This window comes from Trinickia mobilis (genome assembly GCF_017315705.1).
Classification (GTDB): domain Bacteria; phylum Pseudomonadota; class Gammaproteobacteria; order Burkholderiales; family Burkholderiaceae; genus Trinickia_A; species Trinickia_A mobilis.
Map to the genome: position 1 here is coordinate 1 of NZ_JAFLRF010000052.1, position 23,202 is coordinate 23,202.

Annotated in this window: 16 protein-coding genes and 2 pseudogenes; 4 read left to right on the forward strand and 14 right to left on the reverse strand. The window is 56.6% G+C overall.

What is annotated here, in order from left to right; all coding sequences use genetic code 11:
• Both J3489_RS33205 and J3489_RS33210 read right to left on the reverse strand, forming a co-directional pair.
• Positions 1–1,074 (reverse strand): annotated as a pseudogene (locus tag J3489_RS33205) (transposase); the annotation flags it as partial.
• Positions 1,074–1,635, reverse strand: a pseudogene (locus J3489_RS33210) (IS607 family transposase). The pseudogenes J3489_RS33210 and J3489_RS33205, both read right to left, overlap by 1 nt.
• 512 nt (positions 1,636–2,147) lie before the next feature.
• Between J3489_RS33210 and J3489_RS33215 the strand changes: the two are divergent.
• Complete coding sequence (locus tag J3489_RS33215) at positions 2,148–2,723, forward strand: hypothetical protein (RefSeq protein WP_207005058.1); 576 nt, start codon at positions 2,148–2,150, stop codon at positions 2,721–2,723.
• Between the two features lie 54 nt (positions 2,724–2,777).
• Positions 2,778–3,353, forward strand: coding sequence for a hypothetical protein (locus J3489_RS33220; RefSeq protein ID WP_207005059.1), 576 nt, complete (start codon positions 2,778–2,780; stop codon positions 3,351–3,353).
• A 163-nt stretch (positions 3,354–3,516) separates the two neighbouring features.
• Here J3489_RS33220 and J3489_RS33225 read toward each other — a convergent pair whose 3' ends face one another.
• The 5 genes from J3489_RS33225 to J3489_RS33245 all read right to left on the reverse strand — a co-directional run bounded on the left by J3489_RS33225 (position 3,517) and on the right by J3489_RS33245 (position 8,599).
• Positions 3,517–4,269, reverse strand: a complete 753-nt coding sequence (locus tag J3489_RS33225; protein WP_207005060.1) for a hypothetical protein — start codon at positions 4,267–4,269, stop codon at positions 3,517–3,519.
• A gap of 570 nt (positions 4,270–4,839) precedes the next feature.
• A complete protein-coding gene (locus tag J3489_RS33230) occupies positions 4,840–5,955 on the reverse strand; it encodes an MBL fold metallo-hydrolase (protein ID WP_207005061.1) in 1,116 nt (371 codons plus the stop codon).
• Positions 5,952–6,854, reverse strand: a complete 903-nt coding sequence (locus J3489_RS33235; protein ID WP_242540508.1) for a hypothetical protein — start codon at positions 6,852–6,854, stop codon at positions 5,952–5,954. The genes J3489_RS33230 and J3489_RS33235 overlap by 4 nt, the downstream gene beginning before the upstream one ends.
• Before the next feature lie 150 nt (positions 6,855–7,004).
• Positions 7,005–7,439 carry an RNA-guided endonuclease InsQ/TnpB family protein gene (locus J3489_RS33240; RefSeq protein ID WP_309491464.1) on the reverse strand — a complete coding sequence of 145 codons (435 nt, stop codon included), beginning with the start codon at positions 7,437–7,439 and terminating at the stop codon, positions 7,005–7,007.
• A 317-nt stretch (positions 7,440–7,756) separates the two neighbouring features.
• Positions 7,757–8,599, reverse strand: a complete 843-nt coding sequence (locus J3489_RS33245; protein WP_207005062.1) for a DNA adenine methylase — start codon at positions 8,597–8,599, stop codon at positions 7,757–7,759.
• A gap of 393 nt (positions 8,600–8,992) precedes the next feature.
• Between J3489_RS33245 and J3489_RS33250 the strand changes: the two genes are divergently transcribed.
• The gene (locus tag J3489_RS33250) at positions 8,993–9,811 is read left to right on the forward strand and encodes a hypothetical protein (RefSeq protein WP_207005063.1); all 819 of its coding nucleotides are present in this window, start codon (positions 8,993–8,995) and stop codon (positions 9,809–9,811) included.
• A 518-nt stretch (positions 9,812–10,329) separates the two neighbouring features.
• On the opposite strand, the gene istB is transcribed toward J3489_RS33250, so the two are convergent.
• The 6 genes from istB to J3489_RS33280 all read right to left on the reverse strand — a co-directional run bounded on the left by istB (position 10,330) and on the right by J3489_RS33280 (position 19,524).
• The gene (gene istB, locus J3489_RS33255; protein ID WP_207005064.1) at positions 10,330–11,118 is read right to left on the reverse strand and encodes an IS21-like element helper ATPase IstB; all 789 of its coding nucleotides are present in this window, start codon (positions 11,116–11,118) and stop codon (positions 10,330–10,332) included.
• 5 nt (positions 11,119–11,123) lie between these two features.
• Positions 11,124–12,650: an IS21 family transposase gene (gene istA / locus J3489_RS33260; protein ID WP_207005077.1), complete on the reverse strand. Its 1,527-nt coding sequence runs from the start codon at positions 12,648–12,650 to the stop codon at positions 11,124–11,126.
• A 950-nt stretch (positions 12,651–13,600) separates the two neighbouring features.
• Positions 13,601–14,005 (reverse strand): hypothetical protein, encoded by a 405-nt coding sequence (locus J3489_RS33265; RefSeq protein ID WP_207005065.1) that lies wholly within the window; start codon positions 14,003–14,005, stop codon positions 13,601–13,603.
• Between the two features lie 537 nt (positions 14,006–14,542).
• Positions 14,543–15,622, reverse strand: coding sequence for a hypothetical protein (locus J3489_RS33270; protein ID WP_207005066.1), 1,080 nt, complete (start codon positions 15,620–15,622; stop codon positions 14,543–14,545).
• A gap of 291 nt (positions 15,623–15,913) precedes the next feature.
• Positions 15,914–18,316: a hypothetical protein gene (locus J3489_RS33275; protein ID WP_207005067.1), complete on the reverse strand. Its 2,403-nt coding sequence runs from the start codon at positions 18,314–18,316 to the stop codon at positions 15,914–15,916.
• The gene (locus J3489_RS33280; protein ID WP_207005068.1) at positions 18,313–19,524 is read right to left on the reverse strand and encodes a hypothetical protein; all 1,212 of its coding nucleotides are present in this window, start codon (positions 19,522–19,524) and stop codon (positions 18,313–18,315) included. The genes J3489_RS33275 and J3489_RS33280 overlap by 4 nt, the downstream gene beginning before the upstream one ends.
• Before the next feature lie 668 nt (positions 19,525–20,192).
• Between J3489_RS33280 and J3489_RS33285 the strand changes: the two genes are divergently transcribed.
• Positions 20,193–20,477 (forward strand): hypothetical protein, encoded by a 285-nt coding sequence (locus J3489_RS33285; RefSeq protein ID WP_207005069.1) that lies wholly within the window; start codon positions 20,193–20,195, stop codon positions 20,475–20,477.
• Positions 20,478–21,910: 1,433 nt separating this feature from the next.
• On the opposite strand, the gene J3489_RS33290 is transcribed toward J3489_RS33285, so the two are convergent.
• Positions 21,911–23,197 (reverse strand): TIGR02679 family protein, encoded by a 1,287-nt coding sequence (locus J3489_RS33290; RefSeq protein WP_309491463.1) that lies wholly within the window; start codon positions 23,195–23,197, stop codon positions 21,911–21,913.
• Positions 23,198–23,202 lie beyond the last annotated feature (5 nt).

Sequence of the window (23,202 nt, forward strand, 5' to 3'; positions counted from 1 at the left end):
CGCAGAAAAAACTGTGGACACACATGCTGCGCTCTCGACCATCGACAATCTATGTGCGCTTAAATTCGCGCTTACGTTGCGCTGACCGGAACTGGCGTCTTCGCGCAATAACAGGAAGCGACTGGTCCGCAGCAGGTTGCCGAACGCATCGGTCTCGCTCACCGCCAAATGGTCCACATTGAAGTCGATGCCTACGGCACCGAACTTCGCATCGAGTGTAGTCCGCACCGCCGGCTGGCGGTGAAACGACACAAATGCGCGCCAGCCCCGCTCATCGCGATGCAGCCGCCAGCTTAGCGCGGTGTTCGCTTCGAGCGCGGCATCGAGCGCCTCGCGGTCGTAGTGAAACGTGACGCCGTCGATGATGAGATATTTGTCATCGACGGACCAGCGCAAACGGTCAGGTACACGAATCTTCAGCGAGTATGTCCCGTCGCTGGTCTTGCGCAGCTGGCACTCCGAGTTGCCCGCCGTTTCGTCTTTCGACCCGACAAAGAATATCTGGCGCGAACGGCTCGCCCGCCATTCACATAGCCACGCGTCGTGGCTGTTGAACTCCGCGGCATCCGGACGATGCTGTTGCCCGAAGAGCTTGCGGGTGCCGAAGCAGATGCCTGGTACGTTGGCCTCGAGTCGCCGTTCCACCTTCACGAGCTTCGCGTTCAGCCGCGCCAGATGCCGCGCGTTCTGATGCGTCTTGCGGCGCAGCGTTGCTTCGCGCGCCGGCTTCAGACGCAGGCGGTCTGCCGCAATCTCTTCGAGTTGTGCCCGGCGCGCAGCCAGCCGCCTTTCCAGATTCCGGATCCCGCGCAGCAGGCTCCGACGCTCCTCCTTGAGCAGCTCCCGTGTTCCATTGATGAGGCCCTGCAATTCGATGGCCATTGCATTGAACATGCGCGCCGAGATACCGTGCTCGTTGCGAAAGACCGTCTTGTGCGACTTCGTCTTGCCGCCGTTGGCAGCCACGCACGCGTATAGCTTGCGCTTCATCGAGCCGTACAGCCCGGCCATCCGGTCGAGCAACCGGGCGTCGGCCTCTGGCAGTTGCAGCCGGGTCTGCGTGGTCGCCTGCATCAGACCACCAACGCCCGCAGGTTCTTGCGGCTGCGCGAGCCGTACAGACGCGACGAAAAGACCGTCAGGATTTCGACCAGGTCTTCGGTGAGCTGCTGTTCGCGCGAGACGGCAGCCGTAGTGTCGAGGACAACGACCTCGACATGAAAGAACTCGCAGATGCGAAAAAGCAGTTCGCTGCCAAAGCGCAGCAGCCGGTCCGTCGTCACCAGGACCAGACGGGCGACGCGACCGCACAGAATATCCCGCAGCAGTCGCTGGAGCCCCTTCTTGCGGTAGTTCATGCCGCTGCCCAGGTCGGTCACGACCTCGATGTCTGTAAAGCCTGCGTCGACGCAATGCTTCTCGAGTCGCGCGGCCTGAGTTTTGAGTTGTTCAGCTTGGTCGTGCGACGAGACGCGGGCGTAGCAGACCGTCTTGCCGATGGCGCTCAGTCCAACGCCCAAGGTGAGCACGCACCGTATCGTGTTGGTATCGCTGATGTCCGCCGACGGTCCGGCCAAACGGCACCAACCGACCCTGTCGATGCCAGCGCCGCAGCGTGCCCACCGCTACGCCCAGTTCAGCCGCCGCCTAGCCAATTGATAAGAGTCGCATCCGATATCTCCACAAGATATCGGGTAAAGCAACCCTTCTTAAACGCGGTGTGCAAGCTTGTGCCAGCTCAAGGCTTACTGCTAGGTACCCGTCAGCAGGCAAAGAAGGTTGCTACCAAACGAGGAATTCAAGTAATCGACGACAAAATCTAGCTCTCCCTGGAGGCGCCAATAACCAGCGCCCCATCCGGCCGGCTGAATTTAAATATTTATACGCCCGGACTCAGATTCACTAAGCATCTGAATCCAATGAAGATTCCAAAGCCAAACGTCTTACTCCGACAATAGCTGCAATCTGTCCCGTATAAATAATTGGATATTTTTTCAAAAGTATTGAATCCAGGAATCAACCCACTTATTCTGCAATCCAGCCGCGATACAGAGCGCTGGCTTCACAGCGAGCTCGACGAAAGTCGCTATACGAATTGCGCGTCAATTCCTCACGCGTATCAGACACAGCATTCAAGGACCACAGCTATGACTATTGAATTCGATTACAAGAACGCAGATGCCTCGTTTGACGACGAAGACCTGAACGAGGAACTGCTCGCAGACATTCGCCAGCGAGCCGCTGAGCACGGGTCCGCCGCCTCGTACCTGGTATATGCGGCCGACCTGCTTAACGATGATACGGTATATGCGGACGACGATATTTTTGTAGTCACTGCTTTGCCGGGCATGGTTTCGAGCGCTGTAAATCTCAAAGACCCTGATGCGTTTCCCTCGGTAGAAACCGAACTGGATGGCTCCCGAAGTGCGTGCCTTATGCTGGCCAAAGGCAATGTGGCTCTTTCCAGCACGGTCGTGATACGTTCCCGCGCCTTGATGGAAGGTCGACTCCTGGTGTTGTGGTTGTTCGACGACACCGTCGCTCTATGCCAATACGACCTACGCGATGACGTGGTCGATGAGATTGTTATCGCCGGCCGGTGCGCGGAACTGCATGTCCACCTGACCCAGGAGGAGACGGCCGCCTGGCAAAAGGTTGCACGAGAAGCCAAATATGTCGGAGTGTTCGACTTCTTCGACCTGACGAAAGAGGCTGTGCTGTAACGCAAGGCGTTCGGACACTAGTCTTGCAGCCATCAATCAAAGGACACGAAAGAAATGTATTACTGGTCGGAACAGGAAACAAACGCTGAACTGCTTGCTGCTATCCGGAAGCACTTTACCTCCAACTCTGCGCGAACAGCTTATGACGTGCCGCTGTCAGAGTTGTGGGAGCAACCGCAGGTCACGGACGAAAAGTGCATCGTTATCCCGATGCCCGGTACGACCGCCACGGAGATTGATTACGAGGACAAGGGAGTCTCTACACAAGTCCGCCGTCGCGCCGACGGAACGAGTATCGACTGCCTGCTTCTGGCGAGCGGCCGTGTAGCTTTACCGGGGTCTGCTATCGACATCGCTCAGTCGAGTGACTTCGGCCGTATTTTGGTACTGTGGGTCTTCAACGACAAACTGACGCTCTCGGAATATCGATTCGACGAGCAACTATACGAGGACCTTTGGGCCGCGTCGCTGGTTGCCCAAAGTTTTCACCCAATCGAATGGGACGAAGACGAGCCGGATGGTCTTGAGGTCATCGAATATCTCGAATATGTCGCGCCCGTCAAAGTGCCGGCGCAGCAATCTCGCCTCCAGGTCATTCAAAAGGACCCTCAGGTAAGCGCGGACCGGTAAGCGCAACTCCGGGCGCACGTACCGTAGCAATTCAAGGCGGACCACTGGTCCGCCTTTGCCCTCCCAAGCTGGCCAGTACATTACGGCAAAGTTCCGAACGTGATTGTCCTGGTCGGCGCCGGTCAGCGAGCTAGGCATAGCCCTGCTCCACGACCGCATCCCGCTAGTTGAAGGAGACCGGAAAGGCAGCGCTCACTAGTGTCGCCAGATGCCCCGGATCGTGATCGAAGAGTAGCCCACCAACGAGGAGGTATCCCAGCGCACAGACCCCCGTATAGGTAACCACACGCCGCAGCGCATCGTCGAAAGACCGCTCTTCTAGAAAACTGAAGAGCAAAAAGCCGAACGAAAGAAACAGCAGAACGAATCCAAACAGCCCGGACGTGCAACGCATCAATGCATCCATATAGGCGTTCGCACTCTGCGAGGCAACAATGCCGCCTACCCCATACTCCTTGAGTGTCCGCACGAGTGCGCCGAACGCTCCTGCATACTGTGCAGTCGAAGGCAGATATGGTGCCGCGCACGCAACAAGCCAGCATGTGGCGCCGACACCGATGACGTAGAAGGCGTCCCAGATGCGCTTCCATCCGGATCCGGAGATAACCGCGACCAAGGCGATAATCGAAAGGGGGACCCCGAAATACGCCGCCGTGGCCAGAATTGAATTGTAAGCCTCGCCCCACATCGGGTATGTCAATGCCGTGAGAACGACGAGGAGGTTCCACAGGAGTTTGAAGCCTCGCTGAGCAGCCGCCAACTCCTGATTGACGATATTTACATTGTTGTTGTCCCCCTTGATGGAGACATTGTTCTTGGTGACTTTCCACGTGAGGTGAATTGCCTTGACGCTGATGATGCTTGCAACGCTCACGGTCACCAGCCCTTTGAGACTGATCAAATCACTTAACGACATTCGATTTCCTTACTTGCTGTTGGATGCTTTTTCACGAACCTTCGGCAACATCGAATCCTTGTCTCCGCTCCCTTCGGTTCCCCGTTTCCCCAGCATAAAGAGGGGGCGAATTCAGGCCGTTCAACTACGCGTTTTCTTCCCACACCTCCTGATATTTTGTTGATGGCGAGACTGAATAAAAACCGACGCTATACGTGAGACTGCAACCACATTTCAGGAATAAATCATGCTCTCATTCGTAAAGCGCGCGGTAATGCAATTGTTCTGGGATTTCGGTGCATTGCTGTGTCTACTGTCACCGGTCTCGGTGTATCTGACATTTCTGCTCATCTGCGACAGCCTTCGACACGGCTTTGTAATTCCACATCAGGGATTGCTCTTGCTGTGCGGTGTCGGCGGCGCCTCGATACTGACAGCCTTACTCATAATCTGGCTACACCTATTCATCAAGGAGTTCAGAGCGGTAGTTGGGCTGATGTTGAAACGGGGGGAACGCAGCCAATACCACAGGTAGGCTGGAGCGCTGTTGCCCACATCAGCGGAATGCGGGCAACAGCACAGTCGGTTGGCTCAGTCGTATTCTTCGACCAGTGAACTCAACCCGATGGCCTGAGAAGTATCGTAGCCGGCCCTTTGAGCGAACCCGCCCCAATGTACTCGCCCCGTACCCTGGGTCACATGCACTCGTCCACCGCGTCGAACAAACGCGTTGAGCACCATCTTCCGCGGATGGGTGCTGTTGTCAGCCGGTGCCGAAACAAATGCTGTGAACTTCTCAGTGCCCTCTGGCAGTATTGGCCCAATCAGTTCGTTCAGGATGGTGGGCCCGACATTGTTGCGGCTCCCATGATGCGGAATCTGAACGAAGCTGAAACCCTTCAGCGCCAGGTTCGATGATTTTGCGTACGCTACTGCCCAGGAAAGCGCGTTTACGCCGCCATCGCCGGTAAGGAGCATCCGTCGGTTATCGGAAATGTTCGCGTATAGGATTACGCTGCTTTCGTTGCTCGCCGACGTGCGGGAGCCGTCCCGGAGACGCTCCTTGTACCAGCTCTCTTCCACCCACTTTTGAATAGTCTCTGTAACCACTCCAAGAGCCTTCGTAAGAAAATTTTCAGCCGGTTTCTCGATCCACAATCCCGCATCCTCGATGGCGTCCTTGTCTGGATCCGGTGTCTTATCGAACTGCGGCAAAAGATGCAGGTATTGCTCTTTGCTAGGAGACAGGACGCTGAACGGCCCAATTTCAGCCCCCTGGAACGGGTAGTACACGTTTGTGCCAGCCGCGACCGCCAAATCGAGAATCTCGCTGAGGATGTCGTACTCGCCCTTGATGGCCTTCTCGAGTCCATCCGCAGTCCAGTTCTTGCTCGAGAAGAGGTGAATAGCTTCGGGTGCGAGCAACCAGGGGATGTGCATCCAAAGGTTGGCAACCTTGATTTCCTTGAACAGTTCACGCATGCCAGATGCATGATCCGCGTCCGCGTGGGTCAGCACCGCGTGTGCGACCGTGACGTCTTCACCGAATTGCGCACGAAGATGCTTGACAAGGTTCCCACCACTATCAATCGTCCCACCGTCAATAACCATCAGTTCGTAGCTATCTTCCTCGCCATAGCGGACGACGATGCAGTCACCAGCGCGACTCGCGTCGCCTACTGGCAAAAACTCGATTTCGCACTTCATAGGGCTGACTCCCCATTGGTAACGTCCTTTGCGGACTTGGTCGACCTGGATCCCCTCGTTGCCTTGGGTTTCGGGGCGTTGGGTTTCACGTTTGCGGCCGCGTCCGCTGACTTCTTCGCCTGCGCCGCCGTACCCGACTGCTTCTTCGTCGGCAACGAATTCAGCGATTCAAAGAGGCGCTCCGCGTATACATATCCAATCCGCTTTACCTGATCCTCGTTGAAATGCCACCAGAAGAAAAGGAGCGCGACGGATACGACCAGCGTCATACCACCACTCGCACCGGGCGATGCAAGATTCAGAACGTCGAACGCGACCGGATGAAACTGGACAGTCTTGCTGAGTACGAGTCCCAGCATGATTCCGAGAACACACGCGAGCGCCCCGATCGGTCGCATGGCGAACATGTTGCGATGGAAGCCGTAAGCGATGTTCTCTTTAAGCAGTAACGCGTTGGCCTTGCCACGGGTCAACTCGCGAAGCAGACGCGTTGCCCCTATATAGACGTCGTCTGCAGCGGCGATGTCGCGCCTCTCTTCATCAGGTGTCGGCAAAGTAATGCCGAGCTTCGCCTTAATTCCGTCGTGGTAGCGATTTTTGCTGACACTGTCGAGGAAGCCGTCACGATGACGCAAAATCAGCGTCGTCGGCATCCCACCCCACCTGTCGAGCAGTTTCTCTTCCAGGCGCTTCCCACGTCCACGAGCGACGCTGGCAAGTGCATAGATCGCCCCGCAACCACCGACCAGACCGAGCAAAGCAGTCAGGATTGGGCTCTTGGGCCCGAATATCCAGATGAGGGGAACCAGAAGCGGCAGCACGGTCAGCAGGCCGGGAAAAATCCGGGCCTGTCTCTGGTATGGATCCCGCAGCTGTTCGAGAACCAGATTCAGATTCATAGCGTGGGCGCGTCTTTCGTCTGATGTATACTACGCAGTATAAGGCAAATATTGCGTGGGTTTCTGCCATCCAGAAATTGTGACGCAGCGCCCCGCGATGCCAGATTTCCTCCCGCCATGAACCTGGTCAACCTGACGTCCTCCCCGCCCTCAGCCTTCGGCTGCCGCGCCCAGCGCGGGAAGGGCGGGGATTCCTTCTGCAAGACGGCGACGTCCCGCCGTGAGAATGTTCACTGCCGCATTGATGTCGCGGTGGTGATACGCACCGCACTCGGCGCAGGCCCATTCTCTTATTCCGAGACATTCCCTGCCCTTCGGGCCAGTGCGCCTGTTACAGCAGCTACAGGTCTGAGTTGAATACGCTTCATCGACCTCATCGAACCACACGCCGGCGTGATCGCTCTTGTACTGCAGCATGGTCCGGAACAGACTCCTGCCCGCGTCGAGCACGGACTTTGCCATCCGTGTCCTCGCAAGCGCCGAAGCGTTCACGTTGCCGATGAAGATGGCGTCGTACTCCTTCACGAGCGCCGTGGAAAGCTTGTGCAACTGGTCTTTCCGTGAATGCTTGATTTGTGCGTGAATCGCGCCGCGCTCTCGCTATGGGACAGCCACGGTCTGTCGAGGGTTGAGCCCGGTGCCGGTAATTATGACTTTGGGCAACCAGCGACGCGGCCCAGAGGCGCAGCCATCACATACAGACACCAAGATGTCCCGGGCCTCGCCCATGCCATCGCTGAACGGTACGTCCCGACGCTTGAACGTCGTCGCAATTATCTCGTTGCAGTGCTGGCAGATATGTGCGCGTGTGTGTTCGAGACCAAACGTTGGAACAATGCCATCGCAGGGCCCTTCCACTTTTCGCTCTTGCTTTTTTCCGGCGACCGGGTGCGGCCTCGCGTTCAGCGAAACACTGCGACGATCTCGGCAACCGCACCGCGCTTATCTCTGGCCGCACTAACCGAGCGACGCGCGGAGTAAGGGTGTATTTCGGCAGCACCGGCATATAGCTCTCTCGCAGTCGAGCAATCGTGGTTAGAGATGACGACCGGTACTCCGTACGCGGCCAGGTCATTTGCCAAATCGGCAAGCTGTCGTTGCCTTGCGACGTCGAACCCAGTTGCGCTATAGGCTTCGAAGCTCGATGCGTCATCGCGGTCAAGGTATGGCGGGTCGCAGTACACAACATCGCCAGGCCGTGCCGACGCCATCACCTCGACAAAGTCGCTCGGGTAGAAAGTCGCCCGTTTCGCTTTTTCTGAAAAGGCGAGAATTTCTGCGACCGGCAGCCGTGGCGTCCTCGCTGGACGTCCGTAGGGAACATTGAAAATTCCTGACCTATTGTAGCGACACAGGCCGTTGAAACCGAATTTGTTCAGATACAGAAATTGGGCGGCACGCATCAATCGGTCTTGTTCTGCGTTGAATGCAGCTCGCACCTCGAGGTAGCGACTCTGTGAAAGGTATTCCTCATCAAAGAAGGTCTGCGCTAGCTCGATGAACGCGTGCGGTCGTGTGGACACCTCTTGGTAGAGTTCGATAAGGTGCGCGTTTTTGTCAGCAAGCAGATACTCCTCGAAATCGCTGCCGAGAAATACCGCCCCACCACCGACGAACGGCTCAATGAGCCGACGTCCGCGAGGAAGTCGCGAGACGATATGTTGGAGAACTCGGGACTTTCCCCCGACCCACTTGAGAAACGGCTTAGTCGGCCTCGCCGCTTGAAACACTGGATGTTTTTGCATCCAGTGTTAAGCAACGCGTTTTATCTCCGTGTAACCGGAAATCCTCGGCCTTCAGGCTGGCGACCTAAGGCTAACTACCGACATCACAACCCGGGAAGCAGCGTGGTTCAGCCTATCGGTTACATCTCGGACCCGCCTTGCACGGCTTTCCGCTCTTTACGCGATTCGACTCAAGTTTCTGCGCGTTCTTGTCGATAACTAGGTCGTTCCCGCTGGAATCTGCCGTTCCGTGGACGCGCCGCGAACGCGCAATCACATGCAGAGTGAACCAGCCGAATGCACCTAGCAACACACCTAAGGTTGCAAGGAACACCACCAGGCTAGCAATATCGCCGGTCACCGGCGGCGCATTGCGCGGATAAAGTAAGACCGACATTGAACACAGGAGAAGGCATGGGCAGAAGCAAAGGGCGCAAACCCCGACATTCAGGAGCGCGCTCTCAAAGTTGCAGTTCGGTTGGCTTGAATTCTTCATCGAGTTCTCTAAAAGACAATAAAACTCGTATATGGGAGGGTTTTATCCGTGACTATGGCGAGTCACTGGTCGGAGACCTTACTCTTGGCGTCATCGCGGGGATAGCCTTCACGATCTGCGCTACTCGCGATATTGGTCGGGACGTTGGCCCTGCCGGCGGAATATTTTCGCAGTTCGCCGATTGGTTCTTCGACGGGTTGACACAACTCGATCCTGTTCTGCCAATAATCACGGTCGTCGTGGCGTGCGCCATTCTCGCGACCCATGTCCCACGCGAACGGCACGGCTTCCTTAAACGGTACTTTTTCCGCCCGCTACTACGTTTTACTGCTGACGCGCTATTTCTCGCAGTGGGTGCGCTACTCGTGGTTGGATTCGCCTGGTTGTATAAAGACGTGAGTCATTCGAAAACGAATCTGCAAGCCACGAAGAGCTCGGGGGAAGATATTGCGGCTGCCCTGGGTTACTTTCTTCTCTGCATTTTCTTCTTACTGCCGATTCGAGAGATAGCCGAAGGCGTGTACGATCACGAGTTCTTTGGAGTCGACCTTCGCCAAACAACACGCTATTACAAGCTGCTGCCAATAATCGGAGTAAGTTGTAGCGCCGTCTTCTTGAGCATACTTGTACTGACAGCCTTGCATTGGGCTCTTCTAGCGAAGATCGCCACGGTGCTCGTCATTGCCATCACTGCGGGAATCGCGGCTAAAGTCGCTCCACGTGTAGTCAGCCCGTAAGTCTTATCTATGTCTGAATTCGGAGCGAATTTGAAACATCCGAGGCTGACTGCGTCCATCGCGGGAATCGCCAGTGCACTTTACCTCACCGGTTGCGTAACACGTGGACAAGGGGGTGACTCCTCTCAACCTGTCGTGCAACCCACACGGGTTGCCGCAATCGTGTCCGCTCCCCCGCCCCCACACGTCGTCGCACAACCGGTCGTCGTCGAAGAGGTCATGCCTGATCCGAACGACGAGTATGTCACGGCGGCCAGTGACAACGACGTCGTGTTCATCGGGGGCAGCACATACATTTGGGTGACGGGGCCAGACGGTCAACGTCATCGTCATTTCTACGGTAACGGCGACAGACGCCGAGAGGTTCTTCTTCGGCGGGACAACCTCCGTTCGGTGGTGACACACCTGTCGAGACAACCGTCCATGAGCCACGTGTCACGGATCGGCGTAAAGGCGCCGGGGATGATCGCCGTAATGGCGCCAGTTGGAAGTGGTGTCAAACGCGGATTCGAACGGCCTCAAGAATCCGTTTTTTTACTGGATTTTGCAACGGCGATTTCGCCGTTTTCGGGCATCGGTTTCGGCTTGCGGAAGCTCTCGCCCTCGATGACGATGCGGTAGGCACCGTGACGTAGCCGGTCGAGTGTCGCGGCGCCGAGAACCCGGTTGTCGGGGAAGGCATCGCCCCATTCGCTGAGATCGAGATTGGATGTCAGGATGGTAGCCGCCCGCTCATACCTGGCAGCCACCAGATCGTGGAAGTCTTCGTCGTGTGGCGCACGTAGGGGTTTGAGCGCAAAGTCGTCAACGATCAGCAGCGGCACGCGAACGAACTGCTGGAACTTGCGTTCGTAGAGGCCCGTGGCGCGGGCCGCATGCAGCTTCTTGATCAGATCGGTTTGCGTGACGAACAGCACGTCGCGCCCCTGACGCGCAGCGCAGTGGCCCAGCGCCTGGGCAATGTGGGACTTGCCGACGCCTGTTTGACCGACCATCAGGATGGCCACCTTCTCGTCGATGTAACGACCGGTGGCGAGATCGTGGATGTGTGCGCGGTTGAGCTTCGGCAGCCGGTCGAAGTTGAAGGTCTCCAGCGTCTTGCCTAGCCCGAAGCCGGCACGCACGAGACGCGCGCCGAGCTTTTTCTGGTCGCGCCGCGCGACTTCATCATGCAGGAGCATGGCGAGGAATTCGGTGTAGGCGAGCTGTCCGTCGATCGCCTGACGGTTGCGCTGCTCAAGCGAGTCGAGTACGCCGGACAGGCGCAGTTGCTTGAGGATCGTATTCAGTTCGGGACTGGGGTTCATGATGTTCAATGCAGGAGAAGGGAGTGGAGGTCACGACCGAAGCGGCCGCCGTTCAGATAGGTGTCAGCAGGCGCGGCCGACGCTTGCGCCGCTGCTGCGGCGGGCTGGCTGTCCAGTCCCTTGTCGAGAATGGTCTTGACGGTGCGGTACTTCGGGCTCGCGAATGCAAGCGCACGCTCGCACGCGGCGTCCAGTCGTTGATCGCCGAACTTCTCGCGCATGCGGGCGATGCCCTGCGCGCCACGCAGGTTCACCAGCACTGTGTCGTTGAACATTGCGAGAACCAACGCGTGACAGGATGGCCCGATCTCCTTCGCACGAGCTAGGCACCACTGCGGATCGTGTTCGAGCCACGCCTGCGCCGCCGGCGGCTGGTGGTCACGCACCGTGTGGCGATCGCCGACCTTGCGCAGCCGCGGATGGGTCGCAACGAGTTCGTGCTGGTGGAACAGTTGCACGACCGTATCGGTGGACTTGAGCCACAGGCTCTTGCCAACCAGCGCGAACGGCACGGAGTACAGCGCTTTTTTGTAGACGATGTGTCCGTCCGTGTGCACCTTGACTTCGCTCCATACGGCCAGCACCGGCGCGACGTCAGGTAGCGACGTGAGCAGCGGCTTCTCGATGGCAAAGCGCGTCAGCGGCTGCTCGCGTGTCGTGCCATGTTCGCGCGTGCTGGCTTGCTGGATGATCCATTCACGCAACTGCCGGTTGGCATCGGACAGGTCGCGGAACGTGCGTAGCGGCACAAAGGACTTCTTGACATACTTGACGCCCGACTCAACGATGCCCTTCTTCTGCGGGTCGTGCGGCGGACAGGCGTCGATCCGGAAGCCGTATCCCTCAGCGAGCGCGGCGTATGAGCGCTGGACCTCCGGGCTGTACATGCAGGCCTTGGTGATCGCGCACTTCGCGTTGTCGATGATGACGCGACCCGGGCAGCCACCAAGCCACTCGAAGGCGCGACGGTGGCAGGCCAGCCATGTCTCGACGGTCTGGTCGAGCACGAGCTCGACATACTGGTGCCGGGACCAGCAGAGGGTCATGACGAAGAACCACGTCTTGATCTGTGCGCCCGATTCATGTGCCAGTACCGGCCCGGCGCCGAAGTCGACCTGGGCGGCCTCCGCTGGCGCAAACTCAAGGATCGTTGTGGTCGGCACGCCGCGTTCGGCCTTCAGGCCCAGCAGGATACGGCGCACCGCCGAGTAGCTGCCGGTATAGCCATGGTTGCGTTTCAGCGCATGGTGAATCGTTGTGCCCTGAACACCAGCGTCATGCCAGTCACGAATCAGCTCACGAAACGGCTCAAGCGTGGACACGCATGTGCTCGGCAAGTGTGGAGTGCGGCCGAACACGCCGGCAATCACGGCATCGTCCGGCAACGGCTGCCCGGGATTGAGCCAGCCGCGCTCGCTGGCCACACGACGAACAGCGGTCAACTTCTTGCGACCCATCAGGCCGCTACGCCCAATGTCGCGATCGGAATCGCCTTGCCGCATGCGGACAAGGACTTGACGGTACTCAAACACTTCGAACCTCCGGTTGGTCATGGACGCTCCGTTCAGAAAGAGCGGAGCGTACCCATCTGGAAAGTTCGAATCGCGTTCAACATCCGGCGCCGGTGGCGCCTATACGCCGATCATCGACTGGCGCCTTTACGCCGGTCACGGACTGGCGCCATAACGCCGATCCTGCGCTGGCGCCTATGCGCCGATCATCAGGTGGCGCTAATACGCCGATCCCGGAATGGCTCCATAACGCCGGTCAGTGACACCACGCAAGGCACGAGCCTACGCGTGCACATGAAAAGCTCTGTCTACAACGTCCGGCACTCGCAAATGGCTCGCAAGCCCACAATCACCGGCCCGGACATTCTCTTGCTACCAACAATGGGGCACATCGCGCTGCCCAACACAATCAACCGGGCCACGCGAAGAACCAACCGTCTCCCGAAGCGTCTGTTGAACACGAAGGCTCGCGACATCGTTACGACCCCGGAGTCTCTCAGCAAAAGTCAGATACTCATCTGAGGACGTAGTTTGGTATCGACTGCCCCTTGAAAGATAGCTTGCGAATGTGGGCTCCTCTGTTCGAGAAAAGATAGCGTTTCGCTCTGCTGGCAAATCATCGGCCTCCTCCCAAAGGAACCGTTGTTACGAAAGAACCGGTCCGCGCACTCACGATGCTGACGAACGTCCAAGTCCGATAGCGCGGCAGGTCGCGCGCTGACCTTCCGTCGAAATCGTTATCCTAAATTGGCCGAAAAATCCCGACCTGAAGGCCTGAGACCCTCAGGTCAATTGAGGATAAAACCGCTCTCTACATATCCACGAAGGAGTCGCACTTGTTCGACCCCAGCAGACATCGAAGGCATGTATGGAACGCTTTGTGAAACGAGCAATTATTCTCTTGACTACACCGTTTGTCGCGCTCGCTCTCGCGACGATTTTCGCTCTGCCCTTCTATTTCCTAGTCAGGCTTATTCGCGTGTTCGTGCAATAGTTGCCTGTCGAATAAAGAAACCGATAAGAAAAAACGCTACTAAGAATATAAATGATATGAGAAGCCCATTGGTTCCAAAAGGAATCTTACCATTAGCCAAGCTGTCAAAGCTAGCCGCGATGAGCACTCCCCCGACGCTGCTACCAAAAAAGTAAAGCGTTCGCGGAACCTCTTCAACGATTTTGATCATCAAAATCCCCAACCAGTCGATTCCAGTCATGTACCAGAGCATCACCACTAAACCTGCAGCGACCACGATTGCAAGTATTGAAAATCCGAGCTCTCGCAGAGAGAGTTCATTGATTCTTTCGCCCATGTGGGTAGACAAGAGCTGATCGTTCTGGAAGAAACCACTGATAAATATTGCAGTCAGCAGACCCACTCGCGAGGGACCGGTGAAAATGAATCTCGGCACGTCTGAAAGTGCGCGTCTTCGCCGTTTGTACGACTACTCGCAGGTCATCGATGGATTTCAGAGAAGTCATAACCCCGTCTCCGTTAACGGCACGAACGTCGACTAATTTAGAGCTCCTGGAGCACAACCGACCATATGGCCAAGCAACGATGGTTGGACTTCATCAACAGCAACTCAGCCCATGTGCGGGATTCCACGGTCGCTTTAGCGCGAATTTCACGCATAACTGAGCGCTAAGCTGTTCGGAAGGCGAGGCGAAATAACCATGGCAAGATCAAGGATTTTGTCGTGCGAGCGAATATCGAATGAAGAAGCCGTTCCACCGTCAAGACTCGTCCGATTGCCAACCGTCTCACGACATATCGACTGCTAGAAAGCGCCGGCCGACCGCTTGTCGTAATGCACATACATTGCGACACGGTGCAATGAAGTAAGCGGCTCGCAATTCAGCGCTACCCTCTGCGCGCAGGGATCCGACAGCCACGCCATCCGGCAAGCCCTAAACTACGCTTGCCAGCTCAACATGACAGCTTCTCCGCGCGCGATGAGTTCGCCCACGTAGTCCGGGCGGTCCTTGTACTGGTCCCACCACTCCTGAGAACGGATCCGTGCCCGACAGTGCACCCATAGATCTGCAATCTTCTGGGCATCCTCTGGATTCCACCACCTCTCGAATGACTTCGCAAGGCCCTCATTCGCGTCAAAATCCTCATGTTCACCTACGGCGAACCGGGCAAGATCGCGGAGTCGCTTATCTGCGGTAGCGAAGATGTAGCGCTTTTTCCGATCCTCTCGCGCCTCATTGATCCGACGTGCGAAGTCGCTAAGGTACGTAATGTCCCAAGCGGCATTCTTGACGCCCGCCAGCGCAACTTGCCTGTCTTCCGACCTGAGACCTTTCAGCAACCTGCGCCGAGGCGGCGAATTGGGCGCGAAGTAAAGAAACGCCAATAAGACCGCCGGTCCGGCGAGAATGAAGTCGTCGCGCATCCAGCCAAGTAAGGCAGACACCTTCTCATAGGAACCAAGAGTCGAATCAAGCTCTAGCTCTGCCATTTTCATCGCGACGATATAGTTTCGCCGCCAGCGTCCGACTGGCTTCGCAAGGTCAATTTCGTCGATGTCCGGTCGGTTACGAACTGTAGGTAACCGTTCCACCGCCCCAAGTCCTGCCTTGACCCATTCGTGAGGGCTACCGTTGTCTGCAACTCTGAACCAGGCCAGTTCGTCCCGGGTAGCCGAGTTACCTTCATTGAACGCCATCTCATGAAACGCAATGGACGGCTCTATCTGGATATCGAGGCACTGCGCGAACGCAAGAACAGCGGCGGCAACCCTTCTATGCTCATTCAGAGGCTCGCCGCGAGCTACCTGAGCCATCCTGGAGACGATATTGCGGTCTGGAAGCAGGATCGTCTGGACTTCGTCGAGATGCTTCTCAAGAAGACGATGGGATACGGAGTAAACCTCTGAATTTGGATCTGGCCGATCCGATACCAGTACATCCGTCTCACTCAGATAGTCCGCCAAATCGAGCAGCTCCCGCATAGGAAAACCGTCTGCCATCTTGATAAAAAATTCCACATTCGCCCCCGAAACTGATTGTCTATCCCACTACTCCAACGTTGTCTGCGCCAAAAGTCGATCCGCACCAACGTCTTCGCCGTCCTAGCACCGGTATGCGCCGACGAAAATGAAATATCCGATCAAACGGAGTGTGACGGAAACCAAACGTCAACTGGATGTGCTCGACAAACAGCCGGCCTTGGCTCGCTTCAGGACTAACTTGAGATGGATGATCTTCGCTCGCACTCAAGCAGCTTCCCATACAGTGGAGAGCGTGAAAACGTCGCCCAACAATGAGTAAAGAAAATGTTATGACATGCCCTTCTCCGGGGGCAATTCGATTTCGAGCTGGTCAGACCAAGGCGCCTCGTCGCTTTTGGCCACGGCAAATGTGTCGGGAACAGTTATAGCCGCATCTACCTGAGGCACTATCGCGAGACGCTTCTTCTGCTCACGCCATAGCAGGTAGTGTGCGGTCAGTCGTGCACTTTCCTCGGCCGCTCCTGTTGCAATAATTCGCTCGCAGAATTCCCGTAGATGTTCGCTGTGCAGCGTCAGGCGACCGACCGCGAGGGCAATCAGAAATTCCATCAGCGATTCTGATCGTTCCTTGACTGCTTGGCCTGGCAGCGCGTGCACAAGAACATTCAGCATTCGTTCGCTGAGGGCACTATCGCATGCGCCGTAGCTCAGCTCTTCCTGTTTCGCTGCGCGCAACAGGCACGCCTGAAGTACACCGTCATTGAACCTGTCAAAGTTGTCCGGTGAAAGCACCGCGCGCTCGTAAGCATTGTGCGAAAGGCGGCGTGAAGCGTCCGTGCTCATGCGCAGCTGGGCCAGGATGATGCTCATAGTTACGAACAGGTCTGCCTGAGTCGCCGTCGGCTCGCTTCGTGCGTCGGTGATAAGTGAAAAATCTGAACGCAACGCAAGTGCCCCTCCCTCAGCTGTTGGCCAGAACAGGTCGTCGACTAATCCCTCTCCTACCGCCTTCTCCAGACGGTTGATTCTCTCCTCGAGCTTAACTGGCGTATCAATCTCATGCCGATCTGCGTACGACTGGATTCTTCTAAGCTCGTCGAGCTCCAAACTCCAACTTACGTCCTCCTCGTAGCAGCTGATTGGCAAGCTGATCAGGCAATGAATGGCAAACGTGTTGGGGCCGTGCTGCCCAAACGTGAGATTGAGACGCAATCGATCTGCCTCGGCCTTGGGGGTAATTAACTGAACGACCGAGAGATATGCAGTGGAACCGTTCTCCTGGACGTCCCGCAATGTGCGCGACACAGACAGCAACTCTTTTCCATCATCAATGCACGACGAAACAACGAGCGTCGATGTCTCCGCTTCTGGTGCAGCCGCGCGCAACTCGGTGGATGAAATTACTTGTGGGCGCCCCGCGACATGCAGCAAATCCCGTGTTGCTCTCGCGATGTCCTCCGCCACCTCATGTGACTGAGGATACGAACATGCAACTACGTGCCGCAGTGTGACAGTGGACGAACGTCGAACCAGAGATGCCCATTCTGTACGCTTCTTCTTAAGGAAAACCTGATTCTTCTGCGCCAACTGTGCATGCAGAATGGGAGCAACATTAACGCCAATGGATGCGACTCGTTCGTTACCGTGCCGACGAAAGGCACAGAATACTCGTAGCCCGATGAGGGCTGACAATACCGGTTTGAGATCAGAAGGCAGGTCCGTGGCCTTGATTTCCACCGGTGACACATTGGGCGGTGCTATGGAAAACTGGTCCCCCCGAATCTGGATGCAGTGAAAGTGCTTTTGGCAGTACGGGCAGTCCTTCTCGGTGAAATTCTCGATCAGATCAAGACCACTACCGTTCATACCGAGCAGATTGCACAAGACATGTCCTTGTGTCGAATGCATCTGTGCGAGGAGGAAAAGCGTCACAACGCGTTCCGGTGACGCGCCTTGGCGAACAAGACTCCGCGCAAGCCCGCCCGACGAGGAAGCAGAGATGAGGAAAAGTGCATCGGCCGCGTGTTGCTCTGCAATCTGGTTGACGCCATCGTGCGACCGGTGTGACCAGAGCAGCGGTTCAAATGTAAGTCCGCCACGAATACCCACTTCGTGGATCAATTTCTGCGCGACCGAATAAATGCCAGATGTATCTACGATGACGTGCCGTATAGGCTGTTTCCAGAGGTATGCGACAAGCCAGTATGCGATCAGGCTGACGTTCACTCCATCCTCCAGCACGTTGGAAACCCGGAGAAAGCGATCGGCGTGCCTATCCGATGTCTTCACATAATGCGTACCGGTAGGTGCTCTTTGCTCTCCACCGCCGAACCTAAAAGCGGTCAGCAGTACCTCCTGCTGCTCGTGACGAAGGAGCATCGCGCTGGTCGCAATAGGTACTCCCTCCAGTGATTCGGCTATGTGCTTGCCCGTGCTTTCGTCGAAAAGAATGAACCGCACACCAGGGCCAAGCTGTCCGACGAGGCTCTCGAAACGGCCCCGCAAAACGTTATCGTCGACGCGGATCCAGTGACGGACGCGGTCTACCTCATGCCTGTAGCCCACGACGTGAATGGCATCGATCAGGACGGACCTCGCAGAAATCGCACTCACAAGAGCCGCATCGAATTCGTCGAGTGTCAGATTACGGTCGACGATGAAAATGCTCAGGACCTGTTCTTGGTGGCCCACCGCGTGGGACAAGTATGTATGAATCGCAAGCGCCTTCATGCCGCCCCCATAGGGACGAGAAATGACACGACGGTTCCTTTGACCGCCGGGTACTCGCTCGGAACGGTTGAGAGCCCCTTCTTCCAATCCAAGAGCTCCTCTCTGGGTACACGAGCTCCGCTGCTGATTTCAATGGAAGACAACCCAAGTCCGTAGCCGAACTGCCGATACGCGTGAATCGCATTCGTGCGGACACTGATAAACCCGTGTAGCTGCTCAAGGCTCATAAGAACCTTCCACAGACCGAACCCCCGCCCATCGGAACCGGTGGTGGTTCTGCCTTTCTGAAAACAACTGAGGACAGCTTCAAGCTGCTTCGTATGATCGATCTGATGATGGCGCTCACCGAGCCACCGAGCCGCCATCCCTGGTCCAGAATCAATTACGCTAATTTCAAGAAAACCAGAGACGGAAGGACGAGGTTGCGCTCGCACACCTGGCTTCGGATCGCGCTGAACAAACAATGCCAAGTAGCGTTCGGCCGGAGTGGCCGTAGGAAGCCGTTGGGCGATCGGGCTGGCTTCTATCTCGCCAATGGAGTAGAAGCGAGAGTAAATACCTCGTACCGAGTTCTGAACGTCCGAGCCGTTTGCCTCAGAGCGAGCATGGTCGTGAGTGTTTTTGAACGTTTCAAAAAAAATCGTCGTGAGCGCTTCTCGGAGCACCGGACCGCTACTTTCCCAGGTCGGGGCTTCGACAGGGCTTACGGCCGAAATCAACCGATCCATCAGCGGCGCGAAGCTCTCGCGCGAAATGAGCGATTCCGGCGTACGACGGCTGTACAGTTGCCGTGGCAGTCCGTACTCTGGCGGTTTGTGGTCCGCGCAAAGCAGGAAAGCAGTGTTGCGAACGGACGCAAGATCGGGCCAGCGCGACTGATCCAGGAGCAACATTTCCTGATATCTTCGTCGCTCGCGGCGACTCTTGGCGTCGGCATTGAGGCTTGGCAGGGGCTGCATTGCGGCAACTGCCGAAGATAGGTGCGCGCCCCACCTCAGCAGCGCTGATTCTTCAATTGCATCGCTCAAGACAAGTCCAGCCTGCCCAGCAGTGACAACGCGCTGAGCGACGAGCGCTTCTGCGAGGGTTGGCGTGCTCGCCGCGAGCAACTGCCCCAATACTACTGATGGCGGTTCCCCGGTCTTGACGGAGTCGGAGAATGGGTCGAGCCACGACGCTTCGTTCGGATCCTTGGTCACGATGTTCATCAGATTTGTACTTGCGGCAAAATCGGACGGCTCGCAGAAGACATAGATTCCTCGCAAGCAAAGACGCCGTCTCAAGACACTGTTTGCGGCATTGTAACAACATACGATTTTGAGCCGTTGCATTAGTGGCTCGACCGTTGCGGCACGGCCGACCTGCAGGCCTCCGAGGACGTGCCCAACAGTAACGCCACACCCAACCTGAACACGGCATGCCTGGCACTAGTGCGCCGACGCACAGCGCGCTGCACGCCATCGGTATCACTTAGACTTCCCCAACATGTTCACCACAAGGACGCGTGGCTCACGCAGCGCCGTACGAAAATCTACAATTAACTTACGACGAACGAATAGGACGATAACCACTGAGATCTCTCAGGCGCGTGCGCAGACATTACAACCGCATGACCTCAATAAAGTCACCCAGACGTCTCTCCGCGCCCTTGCAAAGAAAAACATTCCGAGCGTCTGGCCGTCAATCGACGCGGTAGCGCCCTAAATGCAAATTCAACATCCTTCTGAGGGCAGTTCGTCGCGTGGCGGCACTTAGCGGTACACGAGGAACGTTCAATGAAGGACTCTGGCCTTGCATTCACTGAGTCCTTGAATTCTTATAAACGCCCCCAAGATTGATACACGCCACCAATGTTGGTGGCGCTACGGAGACAAACATGGCCGATTACTGCATCACAGCAGCAAACCACAAAAATCCAAACAATCACGTCGCTTCTTCGTTTTTGGTTTGGGTTTTAGATACCCCAAAAAATACCTGGCAGAGCCTTGGCTCTAAATCGGCAAGTGAAGTAGTTGGTCTGGTTGAGAAGGGCCACAAAGTATATACAGCCAAGCTCAACGCAGAGGGAACGGCAATAAATCTTGGGGAGCCGGTAGAAGTTGAGTTGCGTATAGAAAAAAATTCGACAAATTACGATATCAGTAAAATGCCAAGGTTCTAGCAATTCGCACTGTAGAAAAAATCAATGACTTTTTAACCACAGCGGGCTTATCAGTGATCCGGCTGCACAGCAGTAGAACCTTCAAGCAAGATTTTTTGCCGAGGGATTCGAATGGAGACAACGCGAGTTACGGAAAGTCGCGTCGTCGGTAGTCTGGCCCCGGCGCGGTTCCGTAAGCGCTTGTTCGCGGCCGTGGGCCCTACCTCTTGCTCTCCTGCTTGGTACGTGAGGTTACTAGGATTCCTAAGCAGCTTCTCGATTCGACAGACGCCGCCGCGACGCCTTGCGAAGCCGACAGATACTGTCCATCGGACCCCCGCGCAGTTCCCGGCTAGTGGTGCATGAATAACGACGCACTGTATGAATCCATGGGCGCGCTAGCCGGACTCGCGGCGTTAGACGCATTTTCATCCACGTCAGATGCTGCCGCTGGCTGTGCGCTTTCCGATATGCTCCGTGCAGCGTTTGATGCCGACACCGCTGGCTGATCGCTTGCCGCCAGACCATCACGAGCCGCCTGTGTAGGCGCATTGGTCGTGGGCTCGTCAATTGGGTCAATTGATGCTTGCGTTGCCGCTGATGCTGTGGATGCAGGTGCGACGACTGCCGATACATCACTAGCAATGGGCTCGGCGGGCGGCGTGACGTTTTGATTCCCGTGATGGCCGCCGAGAGCTAGAACAAGGAGCACGAAGCCGACCGTGCCGAGAAAGCCGAGGCCAGCAATTTTCGTCTTGTTGCTTCCGCAACTTGGACACCGGCTCGAGAGGTTGCTTCCGCGCGGATACCATGTCCGCCCGCAACTGGAGCACTTGTTTAATGGTCGCTTTGTACTGCGCGTGGTCGCCACCAATCTAACCTCCTCTCTTCGCTAACCGTCGCTACTCGACCAGCACTTTTGATACTGCTCCGGCGTCGAGTTTGTTGGCCGTTGGCCAATCGTAATATCCGGGAACTCCTCCTTAATCGCAGTAATTAACGCGTCGACCGCCTGACGATTGTGTGCATGACCACCAGCGTCGAGCTTCTAGCGTCCGGCTTCCGGACATCACAAGCTCTCTCAGTATCCTGGTTTTGAAACTTTGCACGAGAGGGCATCGGCCACACCTAAACCTTTCATATTAGAAAGCTTTCAGTTTCACACCGATTCGACGATCCACCGTCAGTCACCCTGACACACTGCCATATCGGCACAGGCAGCCATTTCTTTAGCGAACTCTTAAAAGATTTTTCCGGCGCCTGGCGAGGCAATGTTTTCGTGCGACTCGGCGCTTCCGGAGACAATATAGGCGAGGGAATCGCAACAGGCCGCAGCGACAGCGACAAACTGCCAACCTGATAGGTTGCAGCGGCCACCAGCCCCCGTGTGCGCGGAAGCGAAGGTCAACAAAAAGGTATGGCTTGGTGCAGCAGAATTGACGTCCTCCCCGACCTCAGCCTGCGGCTGAGGTCGGGGAGGACGTCAAGCGCAGATCTTCGAGAAGGACGTCAACCACGGCCTCCTCCGCGATCGCGAGCTCACGGCGGCACATTACGTCAGTCAAAGCTGGGTCCCAGGAAGCAGCAACGGGTGTCTCGAGCAGGTCGCGGTCATTTCGTGATGCTTTCGAAGCGGCCGCCTCGTAATCACTCGCCCCATAACGCCAGGCCTGTGCGCCCCAAGTCCGTTGAACGTAATTACCTATGTTCAGACCCGCCCAGTCAAAATCTCCATGGTAGTAAAGTCTAGCTCCCGCGCCCATCAACTGGTCGAGCAGGACACGCTGCGCCGCTGCCGGCATCCCGTCAGTGCAAACAAGAGGTTCACACTTCGCACCCAATCTATCAGCCGCAATCGCAACAATGTTTGGGTTTTCACAAACGTACACAGCGCGATCCTCCACCGCCCACGCGGGAGGTCTTCTTACAAGACGCCTTAACGATACGAACGCAGGTTCGCCAGCAGGAGCAAGTTTGCGCGTTGCACGTACAGGAACATTCATGAACAGTGCTGGCCTTGCCAATTCATTGACGAAAACACCTTGACGCGCCCATGTCTCGCGCGACGACTCGCCAGGCAGATCGGGTCCATTTTCATCTCCAGGAAGAGCGATGCAATCCGAGCCTTCCTGAGCCAGTCGTTGACGACGACATACCGCAAGTACCAGTGTGGCGACCGGTTGGCCGTTATCAAGGCCATGTGCGTTTCCAAGGACGTCAGCAGCAAGCTGTGCTCGGGGGATGCCTCCAGCAGGTAACCTAGATAAGATTGCCGACGCGTGTTGTAACAGTCGTCCCGCTACATGGAGATCTTTTCTGGCGAGTCGCTTCAACAGCCCGAGTGAGCTCGCCTCCCTGAGGAAGTCGACCAACCTCGGTTGACTACAACCTTCACCCAACGCGAGCCAGCGAGCCTCTTGCTCGGCTTTTGCAACCACTGAAACTATCGGACCATCCAAATGCTCCAGTGCTTCCCTCAGAGACGCCGCAATTCCACTTGACCTCAGCGTCTCATCGACAGCAGCAACGTCAAGAACAATCGACTGCGCACTGCTTACCGGTCTTCCGGTCAGAAGTGCCAGAGCCTCATATTCGCCTGGGAGCAAGCGTGTAAGCCGCAGCGTGGGTGGAGACGCATCGGTCGGCAGACGCGAATAACGTTCCCGCATTCGCCGGCGTAGCGAGAGGAGCGCTTGCCCGCCTAGCAGATTCTGTAACCGCTCGTCCGATGTGTTTTGCATGGTCG

Bases quoted from the DNA above. Each gene is read 5' to 3' on its own strand.
- J3489_RS33215 (WP_207005058.1), top strand. From the start codon at position 2,148: ATGACTATTGAATTCGATTACAAGAACGCAGATGCCTCGTTTGACGAC.
- J3489_RS33220 (WP_207005059.1), top strand. From the start codon at position 2,778: ATGTATTACTGGTCGGAACAGGAAACAAACGCTGAACTGCTTGCTGCT.
- J3489_RS33225 (WP_207005060.1), bottom strand. From the start codon at position 4,269: ATGTCGTTAAGTGATTTGATCAGTCTCAAAGGGCTGGTGACCGTGAGC.
- J3489_RS33230 (WP_207005061.1), bottom strand. From the start codon at position 5,955: ATGAAGTGCGAAATCGAGTTTTTGCCAGTAGGCGACGCGAGTCGCGCT.
- J3489_RS33235 (WP_242540508.1), bottom strand. From the start codon at position 6,854: ATGAATCTGAATCTGGTTCTCGAACAGCTGCGGGATCCATACCAGAGA.
- J3489_RS33245 (WP_207005062.1), bottom strand. From the start codon at position 8,599: ATGCAAAAACATCCAGTGTTTCAAGCGGCGAGGCCGACTAAGCCGTTT.
- J3489_RS33250 (WP_207005063.1), top strand. From the start codon at position 8,993: ATGGGCAGAAGCAAAGGGCGCAAACCCCGACATTCAGGAGCGCGCTCT.
- istB (WP_207005064.1), bottom strand. From the start codon at position 11,118: ATGAACCCCAGTCCCGAACTGAATACGATCCTCAAGCAACTGCGCCTG.
- J3489_RS33275 (WP_207005067.1), bottom strand. From the start codon at position 18,316: ATGAAGGCGCTTGCGATTCATACATACTTGTCCCACGCGGTGGGCCAC.
- J3489_RS33280 (WP_207005068.1), bottom strand. From the start codon at position 19,524: ATGAACATCGTGACCAAGGATCCGAACGAAGCGTCGTGGCTCGACCCA.
- J3489_RS33285 (WP_207005069.1), top strand. From the start codon at position 20,193: ATGGCCGATTACTGCATCACAGCAGCAAACCACAAAAATCCAAACAAT.
- J3489_RS33290 (WP_309491463.1), bottom strand. From the start codon at position 23,197: ATGCAAAACACATCGGACGAGCGGTTACAGAATCTGCTAGGCGGGCAA.